General features: G+C 37.6%; 21 protein-coding genes. 3 read left to right on the top strand and 18 right to left on the bottom strand.

What is annotated here, in order from left to right; genetic code table 11:
• Window positions 1–73 precede the first annotated feature (73 nt).
• From allD to G4D61_RS05115, 9 genes are all read right to left on the bottom strand, one after another.
• A complete protein-coding gene (gene allD / locus G4D61_RS05155) occupies window positions 74–1,087 on the bottom strand; it encodes an ureidoglycolate dehydrogenase (RefSeq protein WP_035354719.1) in 1,014 nt (337 codons plus the stop codon).
• A 178-nt stretch (window positions 1,088–1,265) separates the two neighbouring features.
• Window positions 1,266–2,171, bottom strand: coding sequence for a dihydrodipicolinate synthase family protein (locus G4D61_RS05150; protein WP_163173375.1), 906 nt, complete (start codon window positions 2,169–2,171; stop codon window positions 1,266–1,268).
• Between the two features lie 132 nt (window positions 2,172–2,303).
• Window positions 2,304–3,629: an MFS transporter gene (locus tag G4D61_RS05145; RefSeq protein WP_025727281.1), complete on the bottom strand. Its 1,326-nt coding sequence runs from the start codon at window positions 3,627–3,629 to the stop codon at window positions 2,304–2,306.
• Between the two features lie 68 nt (window positions 3,630–3,697).
• Window positions 3,698–4,846, bottom strand: a complete 1,149-nt coding sequence (gene dgoD, locus G4D61_RS05140) for a galactonate dehydratase (protein WP_163173373.1) — start codon at window positions 4,844–4,846, stop codon at window positions 3,698–3,700.
• Between the two features lie 21 nt (window positions 4,847–4,867).
• Window positions 4,868–5,503, bottom strand: a complete 636-nt coding sequence (locus tag G4D61_RS05135) for a bifunctional 4-hydroxy-2-oxoglutarate aldolase/2-dehydro-3-deoxy-phosphogluconate aldolase (protein WP_025727279.1) — start codon at window positions 5,501–5,503, stop codon at window positions 4,868–4,870.
• A gap of 17 nt (window positions 5,504–5,520) precedes the next feature.
• Window positions 5,521–6,471, bottom strand: a complete 951-nt coding sequence (locus G4D61_RS05130) for a sugar kinase (RefSeq protein ID WP_163173370.1) — start codon at window positions 6,469–6,471, stop codon at window positions 5,521–5,523.
• A 29-nt stretch (window positions 6,472–6,500) separates the two neighbouring features.
• Window positions 6,501–7,253, bottom strand: a complete 753-nt coding sequence (locus tag G4D61_RS05125; protein ID WP_025727277.1) for an IclR family transcriptional regulator — start codon at window positions 7,251–7,253, stop codon at window positions 6,501–6,503.
• Between the two features lie 147 nt (window positions 7,254–7,400).
• The gene (locus tag G4D61_RS05120) at window positions 7,401–8,747 is read right to left on the bottom strand and encodes an MFS transporter (RefSeq protein WP_163173368.1); all 1,347 of its coding nucleotides are present in this window, start codon (window positions 8,745–8,747) and stop codon (window positions 7,401–7,403) included.
• Between the two features lie 146 nt (window positions 8,748–8,893).
• On the bottom strand, window positions 8,894–10,264 hold the full coding sequence (locus tag G4D61_RS05115) for a sigma-54 interaction domain-containing protein (RefSeq protein WP_035354717.1): 1,371 nt from the start codon (window positions 10,262–10,264) through the stop codon (window positions 8,894–8,896).
• A gap of 196 nt (window positions 10,265–10,460) precedes the next feature.
• Between G4D61_RS05115 and ahlS the strand changes: the two genes are divergently transcribed.
• Window positions 10,461–11,309, top strand: coding sequence for an AhlS family quorum-quenching N-acyl homoserine lactonase (gene ahlS, locus G4D61_RS05110; RefSeq protein WP_025727275.1), 849 nt, complete (start codon window positions 10,461–10,463; stop codon window positions 11,307–11,309).
• A gap of 57 nt (window positions 11,310–11,366) precedes the next feature.
• Window positions 11,367–12,491: a zinc-dependent alcohol dehydrogenase family protein gene (locus tag G4D61_RS05105; RefSeq protein ID WP_025727274.1), complete on the top strand. Its 1,125-nt coding sequence runs from the start codon at window positions 11,367–11,369 to the stop codon at window positions 12,489–12,491.
• 48 nt (window positions 12,492–12,539) lie between these two features.
• On the opposite strand, the gene pdxA is transcribed toward G4D61_RS05105, so the two are convergent.
• The 4 genes from pdxA to G4D61_RS05085 all read right to left on the bottom strand — a co-directional run bounded on the left by pdxA (window position 12,540) and on the right by G4D61_RS05085 (window position 17,708).
• Window positions 12,540–13,544, bottom strand: coding sequence for a 4-hydroxythreonine-4-phosphate dehydrogenase PdxA (pdxA, locus tag G4D61_RS05100; RefSeq protein ID WP_025727273.1), 1,005 nt, complete (start codon window positions 13,542–13,544; stop codon window positions 12,540–12,542).
• Window positions 13,534–14,838 (bottom strand): four-carbon acid sugar kinase family protein, encoded by a 1,305-nt coding sequence (locus tag G4D61_RS05095; RefSeq protein WP_051476236.1) that lies wholly within the window; start codon window positions 14,836–14,838, stop codon window positions 13,534–13,536. The genes pdxA and G4D61_RS05095 overlap by 11 nt, the downstream gene beginning before the upstream one ends.
• 13 nt (window positions 14,839–14,851) lie before the next feature.
• Complete coding sequence (locus G4D61_RS05090; RefSeq protein ID WP_163173367.1) at window positions 14,852–15,844, bottom strand: 2-keto-3-deoxygluconate permease; 993 nt, start codon at window positions 15,842–15,844, stop codon at window positions 14,852–14,854.
• A 175-nt stretch (window positions 15,845–16,019) separates the two neighbouring features.
• The gene (locus G4D61_RS05085) at window positions 16,020–17,708 is read right to left on the bottom strand and encodes a sigma-54-dependent Fis family transcriptional regulator (RefSeq protein WP_025727270.1); all 1,689 of its coding nucleotides are present in this window, start codon (window positions 17,706–17,708) and stop codon (window positions 16,020–16,022) included.
• Window positions 17,709–17,919: 211 nt separating this feature from the next.
• Between G4D61_RS05085 and G4D61_RS05080 the strand changes: the two genes are divergently transcribed.
• Window positions 17,920–19,650: a GGDEF domain-containing phosphodiesterase gene (locus G4D61_RS05080; RefSeq protein ID WP_025727269.1), complete on the top strand. Its 1,731-nt coding sequence runs from the start codon at window positions 17,920–17,922 to the stop codon at window positions 19,648–19,650.
• On the opposite strand, the gene G4D61_RS05075 is transcribed toward G4D61_RS05080, so the two are convergent.
• From G4D61_RS05075 to gnd, 5 genes are all read right to left on the bottom strand, one after another.
• Entirely contained in the window at window positions 19,647–21,005 is a 1,359-nt protein-coding gene (locus tag G4D61_RS05075) for an aminotransferase (RefSeq protein ID WP_025727268.1), read from the bottom strand. The two genes, G4D61_RS05080 and G4D61_RS05075, sit on opposite strands and share 4 nt — an antisense overlap.
• Before the next feature lie 480 nt (window positions 21,006–21,485).
• Window positions 21,486–22,748 (bottom strand): PTS ascorbate transporter subunit IIC, encoded by a 1,263-nt coding sequence (gene ulaA, locus G4D61_RS05070; RefSeq protein WP_163173365.1) that lies wholly within the window; start codon window positions 22,746–22,748, stop codon window positions 21,486–21,488.
• A gap of 3 nt (window positions 22,749–22,751) precedes the next feature.
• On the bottom strand, window positions 22,752–23,027 hold the full coding sequence (locus tag G4D61_RS05065) for a PTS sugar transporter subunit IIB (protein WP_025727266.1): 276 nt from the start codon (window positions 23,025–23,027) through the stop codon (window positions 22,752–22,754).
• 15 nt (window positions 23,028–23,042) lie between these two features.
• A complete protein-coding gene (locus G4D61_RS05060; RefSeq protein ID WP_025727265.1) occupies window positions 23,043–25,100 on the bottom strand; it encodes a BglG family transcription antiterminator in 2,058 nt (685 codons plus the stop codon).
• Between the two features lie 217 nt (window positions 25,101–25,317).
• Entirely contained in the window at window positions 25,318–26,214 is an 897-nt protein-coding gene (gene gnd / locus G4D61_RS05055) for a phosphogluconate dehydrogenase (NAD(+)-dependent, decarboxylating) (RefSeq protein ID WP_163173364.1), read from the bottom strand.
• Window positions 26,215–26,242 lie beyond the last annotated feature (28 nt).

Raw genomic sequence — 26,242 nt, 5'->3', positions numbered from 1 at the left:
TTCAAACTTTAGTTCATCGACCACTTCACTTCCAAACTCCCAATATCGCAAAATGGAAATCTATTATCTATCATCAATTTACTAAATAATGATGCACAGATTCTGGAATAGGAACGCCATTCTGTAAATAATGCTGTTCTTTTAGCAGCTCTGGCTCGCCTGGCACTAAAACTTTATTGAATCCTTCTGCAGGTGGAATCTCATGAATCTCATCAATCATTTGGTCCATTGATGCTAAAAATGTATCAATATTAGTGAAAGCTTTCGGATTGATTGCACAAACAAAGTGACCAAGCTTTCGCATTTTTTGATAATCATCATACATAGTGGTAATATGTGGGCCAAAAGCAGATCCCGTTAAAATTCCTGATAAAACATCAACAACAAGTGCTAACCCATATCCTTTTGCTCCTCCTGCTGGCAATAAGGCAACTGCTTCAAAAGGATCCGTCGTTGGATTTCCTTTTGTATCTACTGCCCAATCAGACGGAATCGATTTTCCGGTTTCACGTGCATGCAATACCTTTCCAAATGCTACTTTACTCGTAGCCATATCTAATACAATTGGAGGATTGTCTTTAGTCGGAAAACCAAATGCAAGCGGATTCGTTCCAAAAAAGGCTTGTGCTCCTCCAGTTGGAACAACACTTTTATCTGTATGCGTCATGGCCATTCCAATCATTTGGTTCTGAATTGCTTCATACACAAAGTATGATAGAGCGCCACAGTGACTGCTGTTAACGACACCAACAACACCAATTCCGTTTTTGCTTGCAAGACTAATTGCCTTGTTCATAGCCTCTTTAGCAACAACATGTCCAAAACCATCATCCCCATCTAATATTCCTGTAACTGGGCCTGTTTCCCGGAATGATATTGTAGGATTTAGATTTAATCCTCCTGCTTTTGCTCTCTTTACATAATGTTCAGTACGCAGTACGCCATGAGAATGGACACCGCGCAAATCGGCATGAACCAATACATCTGCGACAATCTCAGCATGATCTTCTGGAACCCCTACCTGTTCCAGCTTCCGCCTAACCAGTCCCTTAAGTTCTGTGTGGGGAACAACAACGTTATTTTCCATCTTGATCTTTCTCCTTTCCCGTAAAAAAAATTTTTTCTTGGATTTAAAAGGAAAATGCAGCGACAGCGATCATAGGTAACGCTATCGGCGAATGTGTTCACATAATAGAAGATTAAAAGAATGCGCTTACATTATTAACAATACGTACACTATTTCTCGCATATAACTAATTCTTTCTTTATTCTAAAACTTGTTTTAAAAACTGTTTTACTTGTTGTATTTTTTCATTACTAAGTGGGCGAGCAGGCGGCAGCACCTCTGTAGAAATTTCTATCCCCCTTTGTGAGATCGCTTCCTTTATCACGCTGACAAAAGGAGAATCTAGTTTAAGCAGTAATGATAATGGCGCTAACTTACGATGCAGTTCAATCGCTTTTTCATAATTTCCTTTACTAAAAGCTTGATAGATTCCTGTTGCAAGTTCTGGTGCAAAATTTGCAATACCTGGAATAGAGCCATCTCCTCCAAGAGCCAATGTGTTAAAAAGATGGTCCTCATATCCAGCTAACACGGAAAAATTCTTTTTCTCTGACTTTACAGTTAAAATCATCTCTTTAATGTGAGTTACCGAATCAACCGTTTCTTTAATTCCGATAATATTTGGATACGCTCTTACTAGTTTCAAAACAAATGCTGGAGATAAATCCTGTCCTGTTATGGCAGGATAATTATAAAGAATGATCGGAATGTTTACATGTGCTGCAATTTCCCCATAATGTTGATAAAGATGGTCCTCGGACAATCCCCAATAATATGGATTAATGACGATAATCCCATCTGCACCTTGTTCTCTTGCATGTATACTTAGTGAAACTGCCTCTTTTGTGCTTGGACTCCCTGTTCCGATAATAACTGGAACACGCCCATTAACATATTGGATGACAAAACTTGCAACCTCTTTTCTCAACTCAGCTGGCATTTGACTAAACTCGCCGCCAGATCCTAAAAATAATAGCCCATTTACTTCTGAATCAATAAGAAAGTCAATCAGATTCCCCATTCCTTTTTTATCTAGATCCCCATATTTATTAAAAAGTGTTGGAACAGGGGGAATGATTCCTTGAAATACTGCTCTATTTTGCATGGAAGCTCCCCTTTTCATATAGTGGATTTATCATTAGTTTATTATATTAAACTTAGTTCTATATAATAACCAAAAAATGAAAGGTGCCTGACCCCTTTTTTGCTTTAGTTCAAAAAAGGGGTCAGGCACCTTTCATTCTAATCTTTTTACTTTACCTACAAGAAAAATATATGAAAGTGCCCCGATTAATCCTAGTGCTGCAATGAATACAATTGCAGGAGCAAAGTTTCCTCCTTTTACTAAAAAACCGATTACAATCGGAATTACAATTGAAGCAATATTTCCGATAAAATTAAATACACCGCCTGTTAATCCAACTAAATTTTTCGGTGCCAATGTTGAGACGAATACCCAAGTAATGGATGCAAGACCATTTCCTAAAAAGGCTAATGTCATAAACAAAATGACCATCGAAGGTTTTTCCACAAAATTGGCTCCAATAATAGAAATAGACAACAAGAGACCAACAATAATCGGAGTCTTCCGTGCGACACCTAGAGCTGCCCCTCTTTTAACAAGCAAATCAGAAACATATCCTGATGCAATGACACCTATGAAAGCAGCTAAATATGGTAAGGACGCTAAGAAGCCAGCTTTTATAAAAGCCATATGACGATATTCGACCAAATAGGTAGGAAACCATGTTAAGAAAAACCAAAGAGTGGAATTGACACAAAATTGGCCAATATAAATTCCCCATAATTTTCTTTTTGTAAGTACAAAGGCAAGTTCTTTCACACCTGTACTACTTTTTTGTTTCCCACTTTTATTCCAATCAACTAATCCGTCACCATCACTAATGACTTTTAGCTCAGCCTTGTTCACTCGTCGGCTATCTCTCGGATCACGATAAAATAAATACCAAACAATGGCCCAAACAATCCCTACTAAACCAGTAACGACAAATAACCCTCTCCAGCCAAATGCACTTTGAATCGTCGTTAATACAGGTGTTAAAAAGGCAAGGCCGACAAATTGGCCAGACGTATACAAACCGATTGCACGTGCCCGTTCATTCTCTGGAAACCATGAAGTTACGATTCTATTGTTCGTTGGATATGCCGGAGCTTCCAAAACACCTAAGCTAATTCGCAGTCCAAACAATCCGCCAAACCCTCTCACCATTCCTTGAATGAGTGTTGCTACCGACCACAACCCAAGTGTAATCGCATACAAAACTCTCGGTTTAACATGGTCTACAAACCAGCCGCCGGGAACTTGAAGCAACGCATACGCCCAACCGAAAGCTGAGAAAATCAACCCCATTTGTACTGATGACAAATGTAAGTCTTTACTCAAAAACGGAGCCGCAATTGAAATGTTACTCCGATCCATATAATTTACAACGACATTTATAAAAATGAGCAATAAAATGCTATATCGGACTCTCGTAGCCTTTTCCTTATGATTTTCAAGCATACTTGGTTGTTGATATTTCCTCAGTTCATTCTCCCTCATAAAAAATCCCCCACTTTCCCTTCGTTGAAAAAATAGGAGCCCGCCAATCCAGGCCCCAACCTATTCAGTTACCATTCTGCAATACTGCCATCCTTATGGCGCCATACTGGATTCCTCCAATTATGGCCATCTTTTGCTAGTTTTCGGACAAGCTCTTCATTAACTTCAATACCAAGACCTGGACCGTTTGGAATATTCACATATCCATCTTCGTATTTAAAAACATCTTTATCCACAATGTAGTCAAGGAGATCGCTGCCAACGTTATAGTGAATCCCTAAACTTTGTTCTTGTATAAAGGCATTATGACAAGTTGCATCAACTTGAAGACACGCTGCTAACGCAATCGGTCCTAGAGGACAATGCGGTGCTGCAGCAACATCATATGCTTCAGCCATCGATAAAATCTTTTTACATTCCGTTATCCCCCCAGCATGTGATAAATCAGGCTGGATAATATCTACAAATCCTTCTGCAAGCAAAGATTTATAGTCCCAACGTGAAAACATTCTTTCTCCTGTTGCAATTGGTATACTCGTACTCCTTGCAATTTCACGTAAATCTTCATTATTTTCTGGAAGGACCGGCTCTTCAATGAACATTGGGCGATAAGGTTCAAGTTCTTTTGCTAAAATTTTCGCCATCGGCTTGTGAACCCTTCCATGAAAATCAATGCCAATCCCAACATATGGACCAACAGCTTCACGAACTGCCGCAATTCTTTCTACCGTTTGATCAATTTTTTCATACGAATCAATATATTGAAGTTCTTCTGTTCCATTCATCTTTACAGCAGTAAATCCTGCCTCAACAACTTCTTTTGCTGCATGCCCAACATCGGATGGACGATCTCCGCCAATCCAAGAATAGACACGGATAGAGTCACGCGCTGCACCACCCATTAATTCGTAAACAGGAGCATTGTATAGCTTACCTTTAATATCCCAAAGCGCTTGATCAATTCCCGCAATTGCACTCATTAAAATTGGACCACCACGATAAAATCCAGAGCGATACATCGTGTTCCAATGATCTTCAATTCGTGAAGGATCCTTTCCAATTAAGTATTCCATCAATTCTTTCACTGCCGCTTTCACTGTCTCTGCTCTTCCTTCAATAACAGGCTCACCCCAGCCGGAAATTCCTTCATCTGTATTAATTTTTAAGAAAAGCCAGCGTGGCGGTACTTGAAATACTTCATATCCAGTAATTTTCATTTCTATCATCTCCATCATATTTTAAATAGATTGTTTTACTTCAAAGACAAATTGCTTTGCTTTAGCCGTTAACTGCTCTAAGTAATCTTCAGTAACTGGTTGCTTTGTATTCACAAGTGAACTTGCTACACCAACTCCAGCTGCTCCAGCCTTAATGTAGGCTCCTACATTGCTTAAATCGATTCCCCCTGTTGGCAGCAGAGGAATTTGTGCAAGCGGTCCATGAAGATCTTTCACATACCCCGGTCCCAACGTTGATGCCGGGAAAACTTTGACTAAGTCTGCTCCTAATTCATAAGCCTGTAAAATTTCAGTCGGTGTAAACGCCCCTGGGATACTAACCGCACCGTAACGCTTTGTTATTTTAATCGTTTCTGGATTAAGTGACGGCGCTAAAACGAAACTGGCGCCCGCTATAAGGGCAGCACGTGCTGATTCTGGATCTAATGCAGTCCCTGCTCCAACTTTCATGTCATCGCCCATTTCTGATGCAACTTCCTCTATAGATGACAACGCTTTCTTTGAATTCAAAGCAATTTCAACAGCACGAATCCCACCTTCATACAGTGCTTTGGCAATCGGCAATACATCCGCTGGTTCGGCACCTCTAATAATGGCAATGATTTTTGAATCTACTATCGTTTTAAATGTATCCATCTTTATTCCCCCTAATATTAACGATTAACATCTTCTTGATTAGAATGGATAAAATTTTCTAACAACTCTCTATCTGGTAATCCTTCAATATCTCCATCTACCGTTGTAACGATTGCGCCAACAGCACATCCCCGGGAAATAGCTTCCTTTACTGAAAGACCATCTAATAAACCAGATAAAACACCAGCCGCAAATCCATCCCCGGCTCCAACAGGATCTACTACTCTATCAATTTTAAAAGCAGGAACGGTATCGCTTTCATTACTCATTGAATAAAAAGCACCACCTGCTCCAAGCTTCACGACGACTAAACGAGCGCCTAATTCTAGGAAACGTTGTGCAATTTCGCGATAATCTTCAACTTGAAATAAAAACCGCCCTTCACTGACTCCCGGAAAAATAATATCTGATTGCTGAGCAATTTTTACAATAACCTCTCGTGCCTGTTCCTCACTCCAAAGTTTTTTTCTGATATTCGGATCAAATACGACTTGAACATGATGTTTTTTTGCATATGTAATAGCTTGAAATATTGCTTCAAGACATGAATCGCTCAATGCCGGAGTGATCCCAGTAATATATAAATATTTAGCACTTGCAATATAATCTTCCTTAATATCTAAATGATTGAGTCGGCTTGCGGCTGAGTTTTTACGATAATAATTCACACGAACAGCTTTTTCATTCACAATCTCTTTAAAAAATATACCTGTAGAGGCGGCGGGATCCATTTTTACTTGACTTACATCGATGCTTTCACCACGGATAGAGGAAAGCATCGATGATCCAAACTCATCCTTCCCCACTCTGCTAATCCAACCTGTTTGATGTCCTAATCGTGATAATCCGATAAGGGTATTCGTTTCCGCACCTGCAATCTTCATCGAAAAGTACTTTGCATATCTCATTAAACCTTTCGTTTCTGGAGTAAACAATATCATTGTTTCCCCAAGACCAATGACATCCATGACCACCCTCCTACTCGTAAATGATGTTATTACGCATGTATATATCCCATACTGTCTGAGATATGCTGCGCTGTGCTTAGCAGCTTTGGTACAATCAATTCTTTTCTCGCCAACATCCTTTCTTTAGGACCTGCAACACTAATGGCAGCCTGTATCGTCCGTTCTACTCCGAAAACCGGCGCTGCTAAACAATATAATCCTTCCTCACTTTCCTCATCATCGATCGCATAACCTAAACGTTGATATTCGAGGATTTTTTTCTCCATCATGTTTCGATCTGTAATGGTATGCTCAGTCAACGCTTTAAACTCTGTATGATCTAAAATACGATTTCTTTCTTCCTCATCTAAAAAAGTAAGAAATGCTTTTCCTAGCCCCGTGCAATATAATGGGCGGCGAAAACCTGGCTGTGCACTCGTACGAATCGATCGATTACTGTCCATCTTAGCAATATAAACAATTTCATCACCTGACAGTACCGCTAAAAAAACAGTTTCTTCTACATCCTCCATTAGTTTCTTTAAATATGGGAGACCTTGAGCATGGATATCGAGCGATTCCCTTGCGTTCGCACCAATTTGGATTAGCTTTGGCCCTAAACGATACTTTTTAAGCACATCTTGAATTAAGTAACCCTCTTCCAATAATGTCTTGATCAAATTCGATGTACTGCTCTGCGGCATCGAAAGATCTTCACTAATCTCCTTAATCGTTAAACCTCTCGAATGTTGAGCCAATAATTCAAATACTTCAAGCACACGCTTCGCTGACTTAACTGCCAACCTACAAACCCCCTTAAATCACATATATGATTTAATATTTCATTTATGATTACCATGTCTTTATGGTACTAAATTATAAATCTTCCGTCAATTAAAAGGTGCCTGACCCCTTTTGTGCTTTAATGCTCAAAAGAGGTCAGGCACCTTTTATTGAAGTGTTTCCAGCGAGCGGCCGGTTGTTTTTGGTGCCAGTATCGCAATGTCTAATATAACAATGATCATTGCTGTGGCAACGATGACAAACACGGTTGTTGCTCCATATTGTTGCAAAACAGGGAGCAACATAAATGGCATTAAACCGCTCATAATTCTACTTAAGCTATAAGCTATTCCAGTAGCAGAAGCCCGAATATCCGTCGGGAATATTTCTGCTTGCAAGACGTGAAATGAATTCGAAAATACATTGCTAAACAGTGTGTAAAGGAACCCATATAGAATAATGGTCGTAGAAGAATTGCCAATGCCAAATAATATTCCAAACAGCCCCATACAGAAAGCTGAAAGACAAACAAGCCATTTACGATCAATTCTCTCAATTAATGGTACAGAAAACAAAGAACCCAATGGATATCCAATGAAAGAAAGAGCAACAAACTCAAGTGAATGCGTAATCGTATAACCCTTTGCCGCTAAAACTAACGGTGCCAGCGTCCCAAAACCGAAATATCCAACCGTTTGAAAGATTTGAAGAATGTAAAGCATAACTGTGCGTTTTACAAATTTTCTTTGAAAGACGACGGCATATGAATATGGTTTGGCAACTTGGACCGTTTTCATAAAATCCTTTGCTGAAGATTCTAAAGCTACACTGACTTGTGAGCTTGTATCTAACTTTGCTAGAATACTTTCTGCTTCCTTAAATCTTCCAACGGATGCCAGCCATCTTGGTGATTCCGGTAAGTTTTTCATTTGGAAAAATACAACAATTGCCCCAACTGCTCCAATAAGAAACACCCATCTCCAACCTTCAAAACCTAAAGGTGATAACGGAACTAGCGCTCTTGCAATAAATCCCTCAATTGGAACAGCAAGGAAAGATAAAGTATATGCCCACGCAATATATTTTCCACGTTTATCCGTTGGGATAATTTCAGATAGATACGTATCACAAAGGGCGGGCTGTGCCCCTAAACCTAACCCTGCTAAAAATCGAAATAAAATAATGCATTCAACATTTGGACTGAAAGCGATCAATAATGTAAAAAAACTATAAATAGCAAAATTAAATAAAAAGGCCTTTTTCCTCCCATATCGATCCGCAACTCTACTGAGGAAAATCGCTCCAACAAACATCCCTAAAAAGCTTGAGCCTAATAAAAGCGGCATGATCCCTTCACTGATATGAAACTTCTCACCTAGTACACTTGATAATACACCCGATAAAAAAAGTTCATACATTTCAAAAAACAGGCCAACTCCAATTAGGATCGTAGCCTTTTTGTGCCCACTTCCAATTGCTAAAGAATCCAACCGGCTTCCGATTACTTCCTCCACACTATTCCCCCCTTTTAATGTGTTTCAACAAAGGATCTCTTCATAGTTTTCAAGAGATGTTTGTTAGAACTTATAACAAAATTTAAATTTACATAAAATAATAATATGGTGCCTGACCCCTTTTGGGCATTAAAGCCTAAAAGGGGTCAGGCACCATTCCATCTTTTTAATTTTTTAACCAATGTTGTGTGATGAATACCGAGTTCTTTTGCTGCCTGTCTGATTGATTGCTTTCTTTTAATTGCTTCTTCTACTAGCATCTTTTCATAGTTCTCAACTTGATCCTTTAATGTTTTCGGAATACTTTTATATGAAGTTTGGAAAATATGGCGCGGTAAGTGCTCTGGTGTAATGATTTTGTCTGGGATGGAAACGATAATACTTTCCACCACATTTTTTAATTCGCGAATATTACCTGGCCAGTGATAGCCTTGTAACACTTTCTTTGTTTCGAGCAAAAGCTCCTTCTCCATCCGATATTGCTGCTTAAAACTATTGAAAAAGTAATCAATTAATATTTCTACATCGTCCAGCCTCTCATTAAGAGGCGGTACTTCGATTTGTACAACCGCTAGACGGTAAAATAAATCTTCTCTAAATGCTCCCTTCTCCATTCTTTTTTCTAAATCTTGATTAGTTGCTGAAATAATTCTGACGTCTATTTTTTTTGATTGTGTACTGCCAATTCTTTGAATCATTTTATCTTGAACGACCCGTAACAGTTTTACTTGCAATGACATCGGCATGTCACCGATTTCATCTAACATAAATGTTCCGCCATCCGCTAACTCAAGCAGCCCCATTTTCCCTTTCTTTTTCGAGCCAGTAAATGCCCCTTCTTCATAGCCAAAAAGCTCTGATTCCAATAATGCTTCAGGTATTGCCGCACAGTTCACTTTAATAAACGGCTTCTTTTGACGATTGCTCATATAATGAATCAAATTCGCAATTTCCTCTTTCCCTACCCCAGAAGGTCCTGTAATTAGTACACTTGTCGGAAATGGTGCTACTTGTTCCACTTGTTGAATAATTTTTTTCATTTGTTCACTTTTATAAAGAAACTGTGCTTGTTCATCTCCTTGTTGGCGGTATGTAAAACGATGGTGATTTAAATTTGAAATATTTTCAGCACGTTCTAAATGATCCTTCAGCTTGTTCAATTTTGTAATATCTCTGACACTCGTAACAACCATTTCAATATTTTCATTCTGATCAAAGATCGGTCTCCCTGTCACTATGACGTCTTTCTCTCCCCGCAATGTTTGCATAATTGATACAGGTTCTTTCTCCCTTAAAACTAATAACGAGACTGATTGATTAATATATCCTTCCTCTATTAAATCACCCATATATCGACCTAATAAATCATTGCGGCTAAAACCAGACAACTGTTCATAAGCCTTATTAACAAAAAGTGTAATGCCAGAATGATCAACAATATAGACGCCATCAGAAACAAACTCAAGTATTGTCTCTAATCTCGTACTTATCTTTGCGATATTTTGATAAATGGCCAATTCCCCCTCTTTTGAATGGTGAATATTTTCTTTCCAAAAAGAATATTGTAACCGCTTTCTGTATTTATCTTAACACAATGTGAAGAATATTTTCACCATACGAAATATTTTATCTAGTCAGCACGTGTTTTTTAGGTTGGCATAATTCTTGCATTTTTCACGTATGAATTTTAAACAAACTAATGGGGGAATGAAAATGGCAAATATCATTAAACCGCGTCCAAAACTTTTCGTATTAGATAATGGAAGAATGAGAATGGATAAGAATTATATGGTTGCAATGCATAATCCTGCAACGATTGATCAACCAAATATGCCTGCCACTTTTGTAGAATTTCCGATTTATACAGTACTAATTGATCACCCCGAAGGAAAAATTCTGTTCGATACTGCATGTAACCCAAATTCGATGGGCGAAAAAGGCAGATGGGAGGAAATGACCCAAAAAACCTTTCCATGGCAAGCGAATGAAGAATGTTACTTGCATAACCGTCTCGAACAGTTAAATGTTCGTCCTGAAGATATTAAGTTTGTCATCGCTTCCCATTTGCACTTAGATCATGCGGGCTGTTTAGAAATGTTTACGAACGCAAAAATCATTGTTCATGAGGATGAATTAAATGGAACCCTCCGTTCTTATGCAAATTACGATAAAGGCGGTGCCTATATTTGGGCAGATATCGACGCTTGGATAAAAAACCATTTACAATGGCAGACAATTGGGCGCAATGAAGACTATATCGAACTTGTTGATGGCATCAAAATTTTAAATTTTGGAAGCGGACACGCATGGGGACTGATTGGCCTGCAAATTGACATGCCTGATACAGGAGGCATTATTTTAGCCTCGGATGCTGTCTATTCAGCTGAAAACTATGGACCGCCAATTAAAATTCCAGGAATTATTTACGACTCACTTGGGTATGTAAAAGCAGTTGAAAAAATTAAAAAAATTGCAAAAGAAACAGACTCACAAGTTTGGTTTGGCCATGATGCAGAACAGTTTAAACAATTTATTAAATCAACTGAAGGCTATTACGAATAATTTTTTTGCCATGTAATCACAAGTAAAATAGCTATTTTTGCCGAGGAGGATAAAAACATGAAAGTAACGTCCGCAGTACTTGAGAAAATGGGAGCTCAATCCCCTTATGAGGAAAGTAAGCCGATTGTGATTAGAGAACTGGAACTAGACGCTCCAGGACGTGGAGAAGTATTAATTGAAATCAAGGCAGCAGGACTATGTCATTCTGATCTATCGGTTATTAATGGCAGTCGTCCCCGTCCATTGCCAATGGCGTTAGGACATGAGGCTGCCGGTGTTGTCGTTGAAACAGGTGAAGATGTTCATGATTTACAAGTTGGGGATCATGTTGTATGTATCTTTGTCGCTACATGCGGTCACTGTGCTCCGTGCCAGGAAGGAAGACCTGCACTATGTGAAGAAGGGGCAAAGACAAATAGTAACGGTACATTATTAAGCGGGGCGAAACGACTACATGATGGCAACCATTATATTAATCATCATTTAGGGGTTAGTGCTTTTTCAAGCTATGTCGTAACTTCAAGGAATTCATTAGTAAAAATTGATCCATCTATTCCTTTTGAAAAAGCGGCGTTATTTGGTTGCGCCGTTATGACAGGTGTGGGCGCCGTCGTTAACACAGCGAAAGTAAAAATGGGAAACTCTGTCGCCGTTGTTGGGCTTGGCGGTGTCGGTTTAAGTGCATTGCTTGGGGCTATTGCCGCTGGTGCTAGAGAAGTAATCGCGGTTGATATCAATCCAAGTAAATTAGCCTTTGCAAAAACATTAGGAGCCACCCACGTCTTTAATTCTCGAGATGAAGATGTTATTGACCAAATTAAAAAGGTGACTGACGGCGGAGTTGAGTTTGCTTTTGAAACAGCTGGTGCCGTTCCAGCTATGAAAGTCGCTTATCATATTACGCGCCGAGGCGGAACAACAACAACGACAGGTCTCCCACATCCAGATCACGAGTTTTCCTTTCCACAAGTTACTTTAACTGCAGATGAAAAAGTACTAAAGGGATCTTATTTAGGAAGTTGTGTTCCATCACGCGATATTCCTAGGTTTATAGAATTATACAAACAAGGTCGTCTGCCAGTAGATAAACTGTTAAGTGATGTCATTCCTTTAGAAAAAATTAATGAAGGATTTGACCGCTTAACAAACGGTGAAGTCAATAGAATAGTCGTAACACCATAAAAAGGTGCCTGACCCCTTTAGTGAACTAAAGGGGTCAGGCACCTTTTTTTAGTTTTTTGGGGCCAGTTCTACGGCTTGTCGAATAGCTTCCATCATACTTTTCTCTTCTACAATGCCTTTACCGGCAATATCAAAAGCCGTTCCATGGTCGACGCTTGTTCTTATAATTGGTAGACCTACTGTAATATTGACGCCTGCATCCAAGCCAAGTACTTTCACAGGTCCGTGACCTTGATCGTGGTACATGGCAACAACGATGTCAAAGTCCCCTCGTACAGTGCGGAAAAATAAAGTATCAGCTGGAAGTGGACCAACTGCATGAATGCCTTCTGCTTTTGCCTTTTCAATTCCTGGAATAATTTTTTCTTCTTCCTCACCGTAGCCAAATAGGCCGTTTTCACCTGCATGAGGATTAATTCCACAAACCGCAATTCTCGGATGTTCGATACCTGATTTTGTAAGAGTGTCATGTGCCAGTTTAATAACATGATAAACTCTTTCAGGATTAATCATTTTGACAGCATCTATAATTCCTACATGTGTTGTTACATGTATAACCTTTAAATTTGGAGCAGAAAGCATCATTGAGAAATCTTTCGTATTCGTTAAGTCTGCTAAAATTTCAGTATGTCCCGGATATTGATGACCACCTTTATGAAGCGCCTCTTTATTAAGTGGGGCAGTACATATTGCATCAATTTGTTGTTTTTTTGCTAAATCAATTGCCTTCGCTAAATATTCGAAAGCAGCGTGCCCAGCTTCAGCGGACACTTTCCCGACTGGGAGATCTTCATTTAGTAAATGTAGATCTAAACAATACACCGTTCCATACGAATAAGATAATTCACCTAATTGATCTTCTGTAATAGTTTCTACTTTTAAATCACTATGAATAAATTGTTGGGCGCGATTTAAAATACTGCTGTCGCCAATCACAATTGGGCGACAAATATCATAAACTTCTTGATTTCGAAGGCTTTTCATGATGATTTCAGGACCCACCCCTGCTCCATCTCCCATTGTTATGCCAACTATTGGTTTATTAATATCCATATTCTTTTACATCTCCTACCATATATTTTAATGCATTCACTAACGAATACTTATTCCCAAATCCTCCCGCCTTTGTGATTGCCCATACATTCTGCACTGCATTACTAAGCTTTCCTAACGGCAATCCAGGTTCAATCTCTGAATATAAAGCGATTTGGAACATATTCAACTGATTGCATACAGCCTTCGCCGTATCTCCGCCAGTCAAAATTAAACCATTAATATCATGAAAAGCTGACACGATTTCCTTGGCAATTTTCCCAAGTTCTGTTGAAATAATAGCACCAATTTCTTTTTTATTGAGAGAGCGCCTAAAACCAATTTCTTTTGTGGCTTTCCTATTCTTAGCTGATGGATCCACAAATAGAACAAAGTGCTTTTTAAATTGCATCCTTTTGATCTCATTTACAATCTCTTTTATACAATAAGTTCGATCTATTAAATCTACTGGGTCGAGTTCTATTAAATAAGAATCTGCCAGATGCTTAATGTATTCAATTTGTTGTTTCGTAGTACTTGACATACTTCCAGATACTGTTAATGTTTTGTTAACTAAAATATCTTTTTCCTGATTGGTCGCTTTCTTCTCTAAATCCAGTACATCAGGTAAATATTCAATTAATCCAGCAGAACCCGCCCAAATCGTTTTTTTGTTTACTTTTCCAAAAGCCGTTGCGATTTTCTTTAAATCCGCATCAGTTTTTGCATCACAGACGAACCAAGTAGATCCTTGTTGACTTTGAGTGCTAATGAAATTCTTAATCTCCTCTGTTGAGCCTTGTAATAAATCGTGATTCAATAAAATAATTGGATCCTTTACAAGCTTGCCTAATATTGCTGGAATATAACTGTTTGTCACAGGGGTCTTTGGATCTTTTCCAAACTCTGATTCCGAAACGAGATGACCGTGAACATATTGATGACCGTTAATTGTTAAACGGTCCATTTTTGGATATGCAGGTGCGACGACGACAATTTCCGGCTTGTGGACTAGTGCAATGGCAGATAACTCAGCTGCAATATTCCCCCTTAATGTGGAATCTATTTTCTTATAAACTTGAGTAAACCCTTGCTCATAACACTTAAAGCTTGATAGATAAACATTTTTAAATGCATATTCCTCACTGAGTGCACGACTGTCAGTATCAATAATTGCGACATCCTGTATACTTTGTAATGTACGATCATCATTACAATCTAGAAGTACAGTAGATGCGATGCCCATCTTTGATAGCTGTACGCCTGAATCGTTCGCCCCCGTAAGATCATCTGCAATGATATAAAAACGCTGCATAATCCTTGCCCCTTTACTTCATATCATGATTTTCACTTAAACTGACATGGCTTACATTTCTTTTTTCAGCTCTTTTTGCAAACCAAGTCGTAAGCAATGGTGTTAAAATTGCCGTAACGATAACAGCTGCTGTTACTTGAAGAGTCGCAGTTGCAGCGATTTGACTATATCCGCTATAAATTGCAGCGACTGCCACTGGTACTGCTGCTGCGTTTCCAGCTGTTGATGAAGCAGCGACTCCCGCAACACCATCTCCCCCTGTTACACGGTCAATAATGAATAAAACTAAACCTGTGATGACTACTACACCTATTCCTAATATAATCCCTGATATTCCAGCCTTTACAACATTTGTTAAGTTAATTCCTGCTCCAATCGATAATGAGAAAAGCGGAATGATAACATCTTGACCTTTGCTTAAAAACTCGCGCATTTTTTCATCTAAATTTCCAAGAATCATCCCAACAACTAAAGGAAGAATCGCGAAAACAAAAGCCAGAACTGGGAAACTTGCCAATCCGGCTACTCCTAAAATTAGCATTGTAAAAAATGGACCTGATTCAAGCGACATAATAGAATATGCGGCTACATCCTCCGCCTTTTTTCCTAACTGCCCCATTAATGCCATATAAAGACCGCCATTCGTATCAGAAAAAGCAGCTATAATTGCCAATGCAGACAGACCTAAAAACAAGTGATTTTGATCCGGAAAAATATGTTTAATGAGCAAAGCAATAATAAAAGCGGTTGCAATTTTTCCGATCCATAAACTAACCCCTTTTTTAAGGATATAGCCAGTTGATTGAAATCGTATCGTTGAACCTAAACAAATATAAAAAGCAGCCAATAATGCTGAAGTTCCAGTTAACAAACCACCTGTAAAAGAACTTTTAAATTCTGGAGTATCAAAGATTCCTGGAAAAAATGTCCTGATTAACGCTCCTATAAGTAAAGGGATTAACATCATTCCCCCTGGTACTCTATCTATTGCTTCCTTAATTTTCATGTTCATCCATCCCCTATGTTTCAATTTTAAACAATAAACAAGCAATAGAAACCGGTTTCAATTATTATATTAAACTACAATTCATCATTTTGCAACAATATAGACAAATTATTTTCACATTTATTTTTATTCGTTGCATTTTTAAACAATTACAACAGAAAAAATGCAAGCTGAATTATTTTTTCAGCTTGCGCCATAATGTAGATCGATTGATATTTAAACGTTTTGCCACTTTTGTTTGATTAAAATGTTCTTCTTCTAGAACTAGCTCGATAATTCTTTTTTCAATTTCCTCTAATGTTCCCGACAAGAGTGTAGACATTTGCTGAGTTTGCTTTAATTCCTTTCGATGCAATTGTGTCTCAATTAATTGTTCATCAATAATGTATCCCTTCTCCATCAACACAATATCTTTAATAAACATTTTTAGCTCTTCAACATTCCCTGGCCAGTTATAGTGCATTAATAAAGATAATCCTTCATTTTTGATTTTCACAGCAGATGTTCCTAATGTTTGATGGTAATGCGTCATAAATAATGTCACAAGTTCACGTATATCTTCTTTTCTTTCAGACAATGTCGGAAGATTAATTCGAACGATGGAATCATCATAGATTAGCTCTCCTAGCAATGGATTTTCTCGAGTTAGAGCTAAAATAACAGTGACTTCCTTATCCTTAAGGCTTTGAATCATTGGCGATAAAGATTCCATTACGCCTTCTTGTAAGCAATCAGTTGAATGAATATAGATCGTTTTTACATCAGAATCTAATTCATCAATGTTCATATTCATAAAGTCATTGATACGAATGGATGCATATAATTTCCTGCTCTGAAATTTCTTATAATGTATATATTGGGCGACTAATTCTTTACCAGTGCCATTCTCTCCTATTAAGATAAAATGGTTATGCGACAAATGCCGTTGAATCATTGCAAGACATGTACGCATCGTCTCACTTTCCGTGACTAACATTTGAGTAGAGTGTAAAACTTTAATATTTAACGATTGTAACTTTGATGTACTTTCTTTCATCTTTGATACTTTACATACAATATAAGAAGTCGTTTTCATCTTAATCTTGGAAGTGGCAATTTTTATTAAACAATCATTACACTGAATGATATTCGTTTTGTCCATTGCCTTTATAATGTTTGTTAATTGTTCAACTGTTACTGGACGTTCTGAAAACCCCTTCCAGTTTTCATAAACGATATCCCCGTGTTCAGAAAGAACGATAATATCTTTTGCAGCTACTCCTAATATTGAGCTTAGCAGTTTAAGTTCATCCTTATGTTTTATCACTAATTGATGAATTGACTTCGCCTTTTGAAACGCTTCATAAATTGCTTCTTTACCAGATTGGATCAAAATACCATTCATTCCAATTGTGGAAACTGCATTAATCGTAATAACATCACCCATAATAAGCTGGAATCCTTCACTTTTTAATCGCTTTACTAAAGGCTCAATTTCATTTTTATCATTAATTGTAAACATATCAAATGTAATCTCCAGCAAATCTGTAATTGCCTTTGCCCCTTGGGTAATGTTTGAAAAACCGACAATAGCTTTTTTACCAGGAAAGTCTTTCGCGAGTGTCAATACACGAAGCATGTCATAGCCTGAGATATTCACGTCCACTACTGGAATATTGACTGCTTTTTCGATCATTCTTGCGGTTCCGCCACGGCTTATAATAACATCGTAGCCCTTTTCTTCAGCTTCCTTGGCAAATTTAATTCCTTCTTGAAGGTTACCCGTTTTAATTGTTAAATCTAATTCCGTATCATCCTTTTGACACTCTTGCACTAAATGCTCCATCGCTATATAAGGAGCAACAAACAGTCCTTTTACTTTCATGATAATCACACCTAATTCGTTATGTATGAATAAAAATACTGCTTACATTTTTTAAGAATAGTATATCACTAATATTGACCTAATGATTTCACAATTAAGATTATTAATCGTGAATTAAATCACTGCTTAATTTTATAGAATTAAGTATAATGGACTATATATTATGCACTTTTCTCGAAAACTCTATTTATATGTGGAAAGGAAAGTACTCATGATTTCTTCAAATGATCAGTATAAAGAAAAGCAATATAAAGACACGCCCAAGATTACAAAATCACCCGCTAGCATTAAGCAATTATTAGATATTATGTTTGCAGTGGATCAGGCCTCTATCGTAGCCATTACTGATAATAAAGGAATCATTACTTATGCCAATCAAAAATTTTGTGAGATTTCTAAATACAGTATGGAAGAATTGATTGGTCAAGACCACGAAATTCTTAATTCAGGTTTCCATCCGAAGGGTTATTTTAAAAACATGTGGAAGACGATCGGAACCGGCCATATTTGGACTGGGGAAATTAAAAACAAAGCAAAGGATGGCTCTTATTACTGGGTAAATACTACCATTGTTCCTTATTTAAATGAAAAAGGGAAACCATACCAATATATTTCTATTCGCCAAGATGTAACAGTCTTGAAAAAGTTACAAGAACAGCTTGTACACAATGCATATCACGATGAACTAACAGGCTTAAAAAATCGGCGCTGTTTTACCGAGGAACTAAATAAGTGGTTAGATCAAACAGACCATGATAAGCAATTAGGCATCATGTTCCTAGATATTGATCGTTTTAAAAATATTACTGATACTTTAGGGCATTCAACAGGTCAGCATTTTCTAAAATTGATTGCTAAAAGATTATCGCGCCATTTAAAAGGGATTGGCGATGTATATCGATTTGGCGGAGACGAGTTTGTCATTGCAGTAAAAAATTGCTCTTCCTCTGAAATAAAGGACATTGTTCGAAGAGTACAGGATATATTTCAAAAGCCATTTTCACTGCATAAGGATATTTATTACTTTACTGTAAGCATTGGCATTAGCATATCTCCTCAAAACGGTTCAGATATTGAGACTCTCATGAAACAGGCCGATATTGCCATGTATCAAGCAAAAGAAATCGGAAGCAATTCTGTCCAATTTTTTAGTAATAAAACACATGAAACGTTATCTAAAAATATGAAAATAGAAAATGATTTAAGACAAGCCATTGAAAATAAAGAGTTTGTCCTTTATTATCAGCCGCTTGTTGATTTAGTACAGCATAAAATAATTGGTGTAGAGGCACTCATTCGTTGGAATCATCCAACAAAAGGACTGATTCCACCATCAGATTTCATCCCTTTAGCAGAAGAAACTGGAATGATCATCCCGATTAGCGAATGGGTTCTAGAAACGGCCTGCAAACAATTAAAATCTTGGCAAGAACAAGGTCTGCCTCCAATCTATGCAGCGGTTAATCTGTCTCCATTTTTATTTGAAACAGATGGGTTTATTCATACGATCAAAAAAACACTACAAGAAGTAAATTTAGACCCAAAATATTTAGAGCTGGAAATTACGGAAAGTATGATGCAAGATCCAGAAAGCGTCATTCCGCTATTGACAGAACTGAAATATTTAGGTCTTTCGTTATCCATTGATGATTTTGGAACTGGTTATTCTTCACTCGCAAATTTAAGACGTTTTCCAGTCGACACACTCAAAATCGATCGCTCCTTTATAGAAGATATTTGCAAAGATGACGGAGTAATAGTTAAAACTATCCTCACAATGGCATCCCATCTAGGTTTAAATGTCATCGCCGAAGGAATCGAATCAAAAGAACAGCTGCAATTCCTTATCGATTTCTCCTGTCCAATCGGCCAAGGCTATTTCTTTAGCCGCCCATTGCCAAACGAAGAACTAAAAAAGTGCCTGACCCCTTTTGGATGCTAAAGCACCAAAGGGGTCAGGCACCTTTTTACTGTATCTACAAGAAAATGTAAATCTTCTTCCGTAGATGATAGTGGTGGAGCCATAATTAATATATTACTATATCCAGGAACGGTATCACCATTTTTACCAATGATCAGTCCTTTTTCTTTGCACTTTGCAATAACATTGGCAATTGCTTCATCAGAAATCGGTTTCTTTGATTGTTTATCTTCAACTAATTCAATACCATATAGATAGCCAATTCCTCGTACTTCCCCGACATGCTCTAATTGCTCTAATGTGTGAAGCTCACTTAAGATGTCGCGACTATTTTGTTCTACTTGCTTGACAATATTTTCTCTCTCAATAATTTCAATTGTTTTAAGGGCAACTGCACATGAAGCCGGATGGCCGCCGAAAGTGGAAATATGACGGAAATGAGAGTCATTTTCTTCTTCTTTAAAAGTGTTATAAATGCTAGATTTCACAGATGTTGCTGATAATGGGAGATATCCACTTGTAATACCTTTGGCCATTGTTATAATATCCGGCTCTACGCCTGCTGAATGCATGAACCCAAACATTTTACCTGTTCGTCCAAAGCCTGAAACGACTTCATCAACAATCAACAGTACATTATGCGCCTTACAAATTTCAGCAACACGAGTTAAGTATTGCGGAGAAGGAACAATGACACCTCCGCCTGACATAAACGGCTCTAAAATAACACCAGCTACAGTTTCTTCTCCTTCCCAATTTATCACTTCCTCAATATAATTAGCAGCGAGAAGTTCAGGATCAGATGCATCACCAAAAGAGCTTCGATAACGATATGGAGCCGGAACATGGATAAAACCTGGAGCCATTGGATCATACTTCGTTTTACGATTTGCCTGTGCCGTTGCACTCATTGCCCCCATTGTCGATCCATGATAAGCGCGGTATCTAGATATGAATTTATATTTACCAGGATTTCCGTTCTGGGCATGGTATTGGCGTGCTATTTTGAAGGCCGTTTCATTCGCCTCCGAACCACTATTCGAGAAAAAAGTTGTATAGGATCCTTGCAATAGTTCACTTATTTTTGCCGATAATTTAATAGCTGGCTCGTGGCTTAAAGTTAATGGAAAATAAGATAAATTTAACATCTGTTCATACGCCGCCTCAGCAATTTCACGACGTCCATGTCCTAAATTGAGACACCACAATCCAGATACACCATCAAAATATCGATTGCCATCAATATCTGTAAACCAGCCTCCCTCACCACTTTTCGCAATCATTGGAACAGTATTTTTATGATATTTAGACACTGCATGCCAAAGATGTTCCTTATCCTCTTTAATCAACTTTTCTTTATTTATATCGAGCGACATATTCTTCTCCTCCTAGTTCTGTTTGACTTGTATGAAAGCTCCTTTTCCCCGAAACGGAAATATTTGTGCAGGCTGATGTGGCAATAGCAATAAAAGTAAACAAATATGAGTGGCACGGCAGCTCAAAAAGTGATAAGACTTATAAGAAGGTTATTTAATGAAAGCATTTCATCCTATCCCTATATTTTTAAGTGTAGAATGACGATTTAGAACTAATATTTTCTAAATCCAATTCACTTCTCCTCCATTCGGTCTCTTAAGATTTCATTTGCTATTAACTAAAATATAACTTATATAATGAATTTTCAAACTATTCGTGATGTTTCTTAACATATTTTATTTAAGGTTTCATATTTAGAGAGTGAGCATAGGACGGAAAGGGAAAAATATTTTAGCCATATAATAAATAGAGTGAGTACCCACCCTATCTATTATATGGCTTGTATGTGTCTCTATGATGATGAACAAAGCCCAATGAAATTAATGAAATAATTGCATGATTCTTCCTAACAGGATTCCGACGACACCAAAGTCTGCATCACCAAAAGTTGTTCCTTGGAAACCTAAAGAACCGAGAACTGGAAGGAGCAATGCTGGCAAGAAACTAATGATTAAACCATTGGCAAATGAACCGAGAACCGCTCCTCTTCTGCCTCCGGTAGCGTTTCCAAAAACACCTGCAGTAGCCCCTGTAAAGAAGTGTGGAACAAGTCCCGGAACAATCACTTTTAAACCTACAGCTGGGAGAATGAACATAGCAATAACGCCAGCGACGAAGCTTGAAAGAAAACCTATGACAACCGCGTTTGGTCCAAACGGGAATACTGTCGGACAATCCAAAGCAGGAATTGCATTCGGTACAACTTTATCCGCAATCCCTTTAAATGCTGGGACAATTTCTGCCAAAATCATGCGGACACCAGATAATACAACATAAACACCAGCGGCAAATGTAATACCTTGAATAAGTGAAAAGACAATAAAGTTTTGCCCTGCACTTAGTTTTGTTTCAATATATTGTGGCCCGGCGAAAATAGCAACAATGATGAATAATATCGTCATTGTTAAAGAGACAGAAACAGATGTATCCCGTAAAAATCCTAGAGATTTTGGCACTTTAATATCCTCTGTCGTTTTTTCACGATTCCCAACAAATTTACCTATTGTTCCAGAAACAAAATATCCGATTGAACCAAAATGGCCGATGGCGATATCATTCATTCCTGTAATTTTTCTTACATATGGCTGCAATAGCGCGGGCATAAGCACCATTAATAATCCAAGAATAATGGCCCCCGTAATAACTAAAGGTGCGCCTGACATACCACCGGTTGATAAAATAACAGCAATCATACATGCCATAAACATAGTGTGATGTCCAGTTAGAAAGATATACTTAAATCTAGTAAAACGAGCAAGCAATATATTTACAATCATCCCAAAAAGCATAATAGAAGCTGTCTCTGTTCCAAATGTTTTTTGTGCAACAGCTACGATCGCCTCATTATTTGGAATCACACCTTGAATCGAAAAGGCCTCATTAAACATTTTCCCAAACGAATCAAGAGAACCGGTAATAATAGTTGCTCCCGCGTTTAGAATTAAAAATCCCATGATCGTTTTCAATGTACCAGATACAATATCGGCCGTTCCCTTTTTTTGGAGAATTAATCCGATTAGGGCAAATATCCCTACTAAAATGGCAGGTGTCCCTAATATATCTTTCATAATTAAATTAATCATGGTTTATTCCTCCTTAAAGTACTGTTGTAAAGCCGCTTTAATTTCCGCTTGATCTAAAATATTTTGCAGGCCGATGATATATCGTTTACCGTCTTCTAATTGATCAACGATATCTTTTGACCCTAAATAAACATCCGCTAATTCCGTTTTGCTCGTTGTTAAATCTGTATGTGAAACGTCTGCTTGAATCCCTAATTCTCCTAAAATCTTTTTAACATTCATTTCAACGATAAAACTGCTTCCTAACCCATTCCCACATACTACTAAAACTTTTTTCATCTCGAAATCCTCCATTTATTTAGAATATCTTGAAATCAGATCAAGAATTTCATTTTTTTGTTTAGCATGAATGAGTATTTCTACGTTTTCATGCATAGATAACATATTCGAAAGCTGTGCCAGCGCATTTAAATGTGTTCCATTATCGATTGCAGCTAATACGATAATTAATTGCACTTCATGTTCTTTTTGATTTGAAAATGCAACAGGTGTCTCGAGCTTTAACAAACTCATTCCAACTTTTTTGACACCCTTCTCTGGTCTGCCATGTGGCAATGCAATTTTTGGGGCGATAACAATATAGGGTCCAAGCTCTTCTACAGTTTCTATCATAGAATCAACATATTCTTTTGAAATGTAATTAAGTTGTAGTAACGGCTTTGAAGCAACACGAATCGCCTCTTTCCAATCCCCCACTTTCTCTTCTATTTGAATAAATGATTCCGTTAGCAATTCATTTAACATTGGTTTTCTATCCTTCCTTAAAGGTGGCTTTGAATGTTCTAGTAAACTTTTTAACTCTGTAATCAAATTCGCCTCATCTTGTATAACAGCATGTTTCTTTACGATATCTAACACACTTTTAATACTGATAGATTCAGAAGTTGACGCTATACCTAGAAGCTTCCCCTTTTCTGCATCAGTTAGAATTGGACTGACAACTACTGTTCGATGGCGATGCTGGTGAATTGTGCTCGTTGTAATAACAAAATCAACATCACCGTCGAACTCGTTGTACTCTCTTAATGTGATTGGACCAATTAAATCAACATTAGAAAACAAGTGTTCTAATTGATGATATAGTATTTGCGATGTCCCCACGCCATTTGCACAAACAATCAGTGCCTTTTTACGGTCAGCAGGTCTTGCCCCCTGTCGTTTCATCCATCCTCCGAAGTGAACAGCAAAATATGCAACTTCATCTTCTGATATCGAGGTACCGACCAATTTTTCAAGAGGAGACAGCGCTTTTTTTGTTAACTGAAAAACATCTGGATATTGCTTTTTAATCGCATTTAATAATGGATTACTCATTTGAATATTAAATTTCAGTCTATAGAAAGCCGATTTTAAATGAAGATAAATATTATGTTCAAGCTTTGCACGATCATCAAACAGAATACAAGCATAGATTTGAAAAAGATCAATCATTTCGGCAATCAAATCACTCATCCACTGATCGTCTCTCAGTCCACCTTTGACCGATATAACATTTGCCCCTAACAAAATGGTAGAAATATAACATTTCTCATTATCATCGAGCGTGATGTCGAAAGTAGCATATAATGTATTTGCCAAATGACTTGCCGCTGCAAAATTCTTCGTTTTATAAAGATCGCTTTTTTCAAACTGATCCATATCAATCAAATTATGATTTAACATTCTTTTGATATAACAAGGCAATACATAACTGAGAGTCGTGACAATATCATCCGAAAATTGCATATGAAGCTGTTGTTCACAGTATTCAAGCCACTCCAAAATCACCCCATGTATGGAAGCATGACTTTTATATAAACAGGTATCGAACACTAGCTTAATATGTTCTTCCAATCCCTCTGCCAGAAGGCGTGAAATATGCATATTTATTATATTTCGGATGATCTGTTCATTCCCCAGCAGCTGATATCCATGGTTACGGTCATAGACTAAACTAATCTCATAGGCATGCAGTTCCTTTTTCAATTGCTTGACATCTTGCAAAACTGTATTTCTGCTCACCTCTAGTAATTTAACACAATCATAAGTTCCAATCGATCTATCAGATAAACAAACCATTAAAAAGATCATGGATCTGCGATCTTCAGCCGTAAAAATATCATTCACTTCCAAATGATCCATTAGCACCTGTTTCACTGCTGAACGGGTCTGATCATCCATATAAAACCCAGTATTGTAGGCATATCCAAGATAAGGTAAATATTGGTCTTTTAGCCATGAATTAATGGCATCAATATCGTAATAAATCGTCCTTCTTGATACATTAAACTTTTCCATTAAAGCATGAATGGTCACGAAGCCACTTGCTTGGGCAATCATTTTCAGCATTTGTTTATTTCGTTTTGTTAACATAGAGATCCCTTCAGTTTAATAAACTGCACAACATGTTGTGTTCATGAAATCCTTTACACCATTTATTATATATTGATCTATCGTGATTGTTTAGAACAAAAAAGCAACATAGATTTGTGCAAAAAATGTGCCTGACCCCTTTTGTGCTTCAACGCACAAAAGGGGTCAGGCACCAATAAAAAAGCACTTATCCAAGGATAAGTGCTTTTTACACATTTTATTTCTCTACGACGCTGTGTCCACCAAATTCATTGCGTAGTGCTGCGACAACTTTACCAGAGAATGTATCGTTTTCTAAAGAACGATATCTCATAATTTGAGAAAGGGTGATCACTGGTGCGACCGCTTGCAAATCAAGGGCTGTTTCAACAGTCCATTTACCTTCCCCAGATGAGTGCATAACGCCTAAAATATTATCAAGCTTCTCATCTTTTGAGAAGGCGTCTTCCATAAGCTCCATTAACCAAGAGCGAATAACGGAACCATTGTTCCAAAGACGAGATACGTCTTTATAGTCAAAGTCAAAATCACTTTTTTCCAAGATTTCAAAGCCTTCCGCAATCGCTTGCATCATGCCGTATTCTATGCCGTTATGAACCATTTTCAAAAAGTGACCGCTTCCAAGTTTACCAGTATATAAATAACCGTTTTCAACAGCAATATCCTTAAATAACTGTTCTACATGTGCAAAGGCTTCTTGCTCGCCGCCGATCATTGTGCAAACACCGTTACGTGCGCCTTCCATGCCACCGCTCGTACCGCAATCTAAGAAATAAATGCCCTTTTCTTTTAATTCTTTTCCGCGGCGAATAGATTCTTTATAATTAGAATTTCCGCCATCTATTATAATATCCTTCTCAGAAAGGTATCCTGAAATACTATTTAACACTTTTTCAGTAATGTCACCTGCAGGAACCATCAACCAAATTACTTTTGGAGAAGGGAGTTTAGCAACCAAGTCTTCATACGTTTCAGCGACTTCTATACCTTCTTTTGCAATTCTTTCTAACGCTTCTTTAGATACATCATTGGCAACTACTTCATGGCCTTTATCTTTCATATTTAATGCCAAATTGTAGCCCATCTTTCCTAAACCGATTAATCCTAGTTTCAAAATAATCCTCCTAAACTTTATTATAATA

The sequence above is a fragment of the Heyndrickxia ginsengihumi genome (assembly GCF_011008565.1).
Taxonomy (GTDB): domain Bacteria; phylum Bacillota; class Bacilli; order Bacillales; family Bacillaceae_C; genus Weizmannia; species Weizmannia ginsengihumi.
This window is presented reverse-complemented; position numbering and strand designations above follow the sequence as displayed.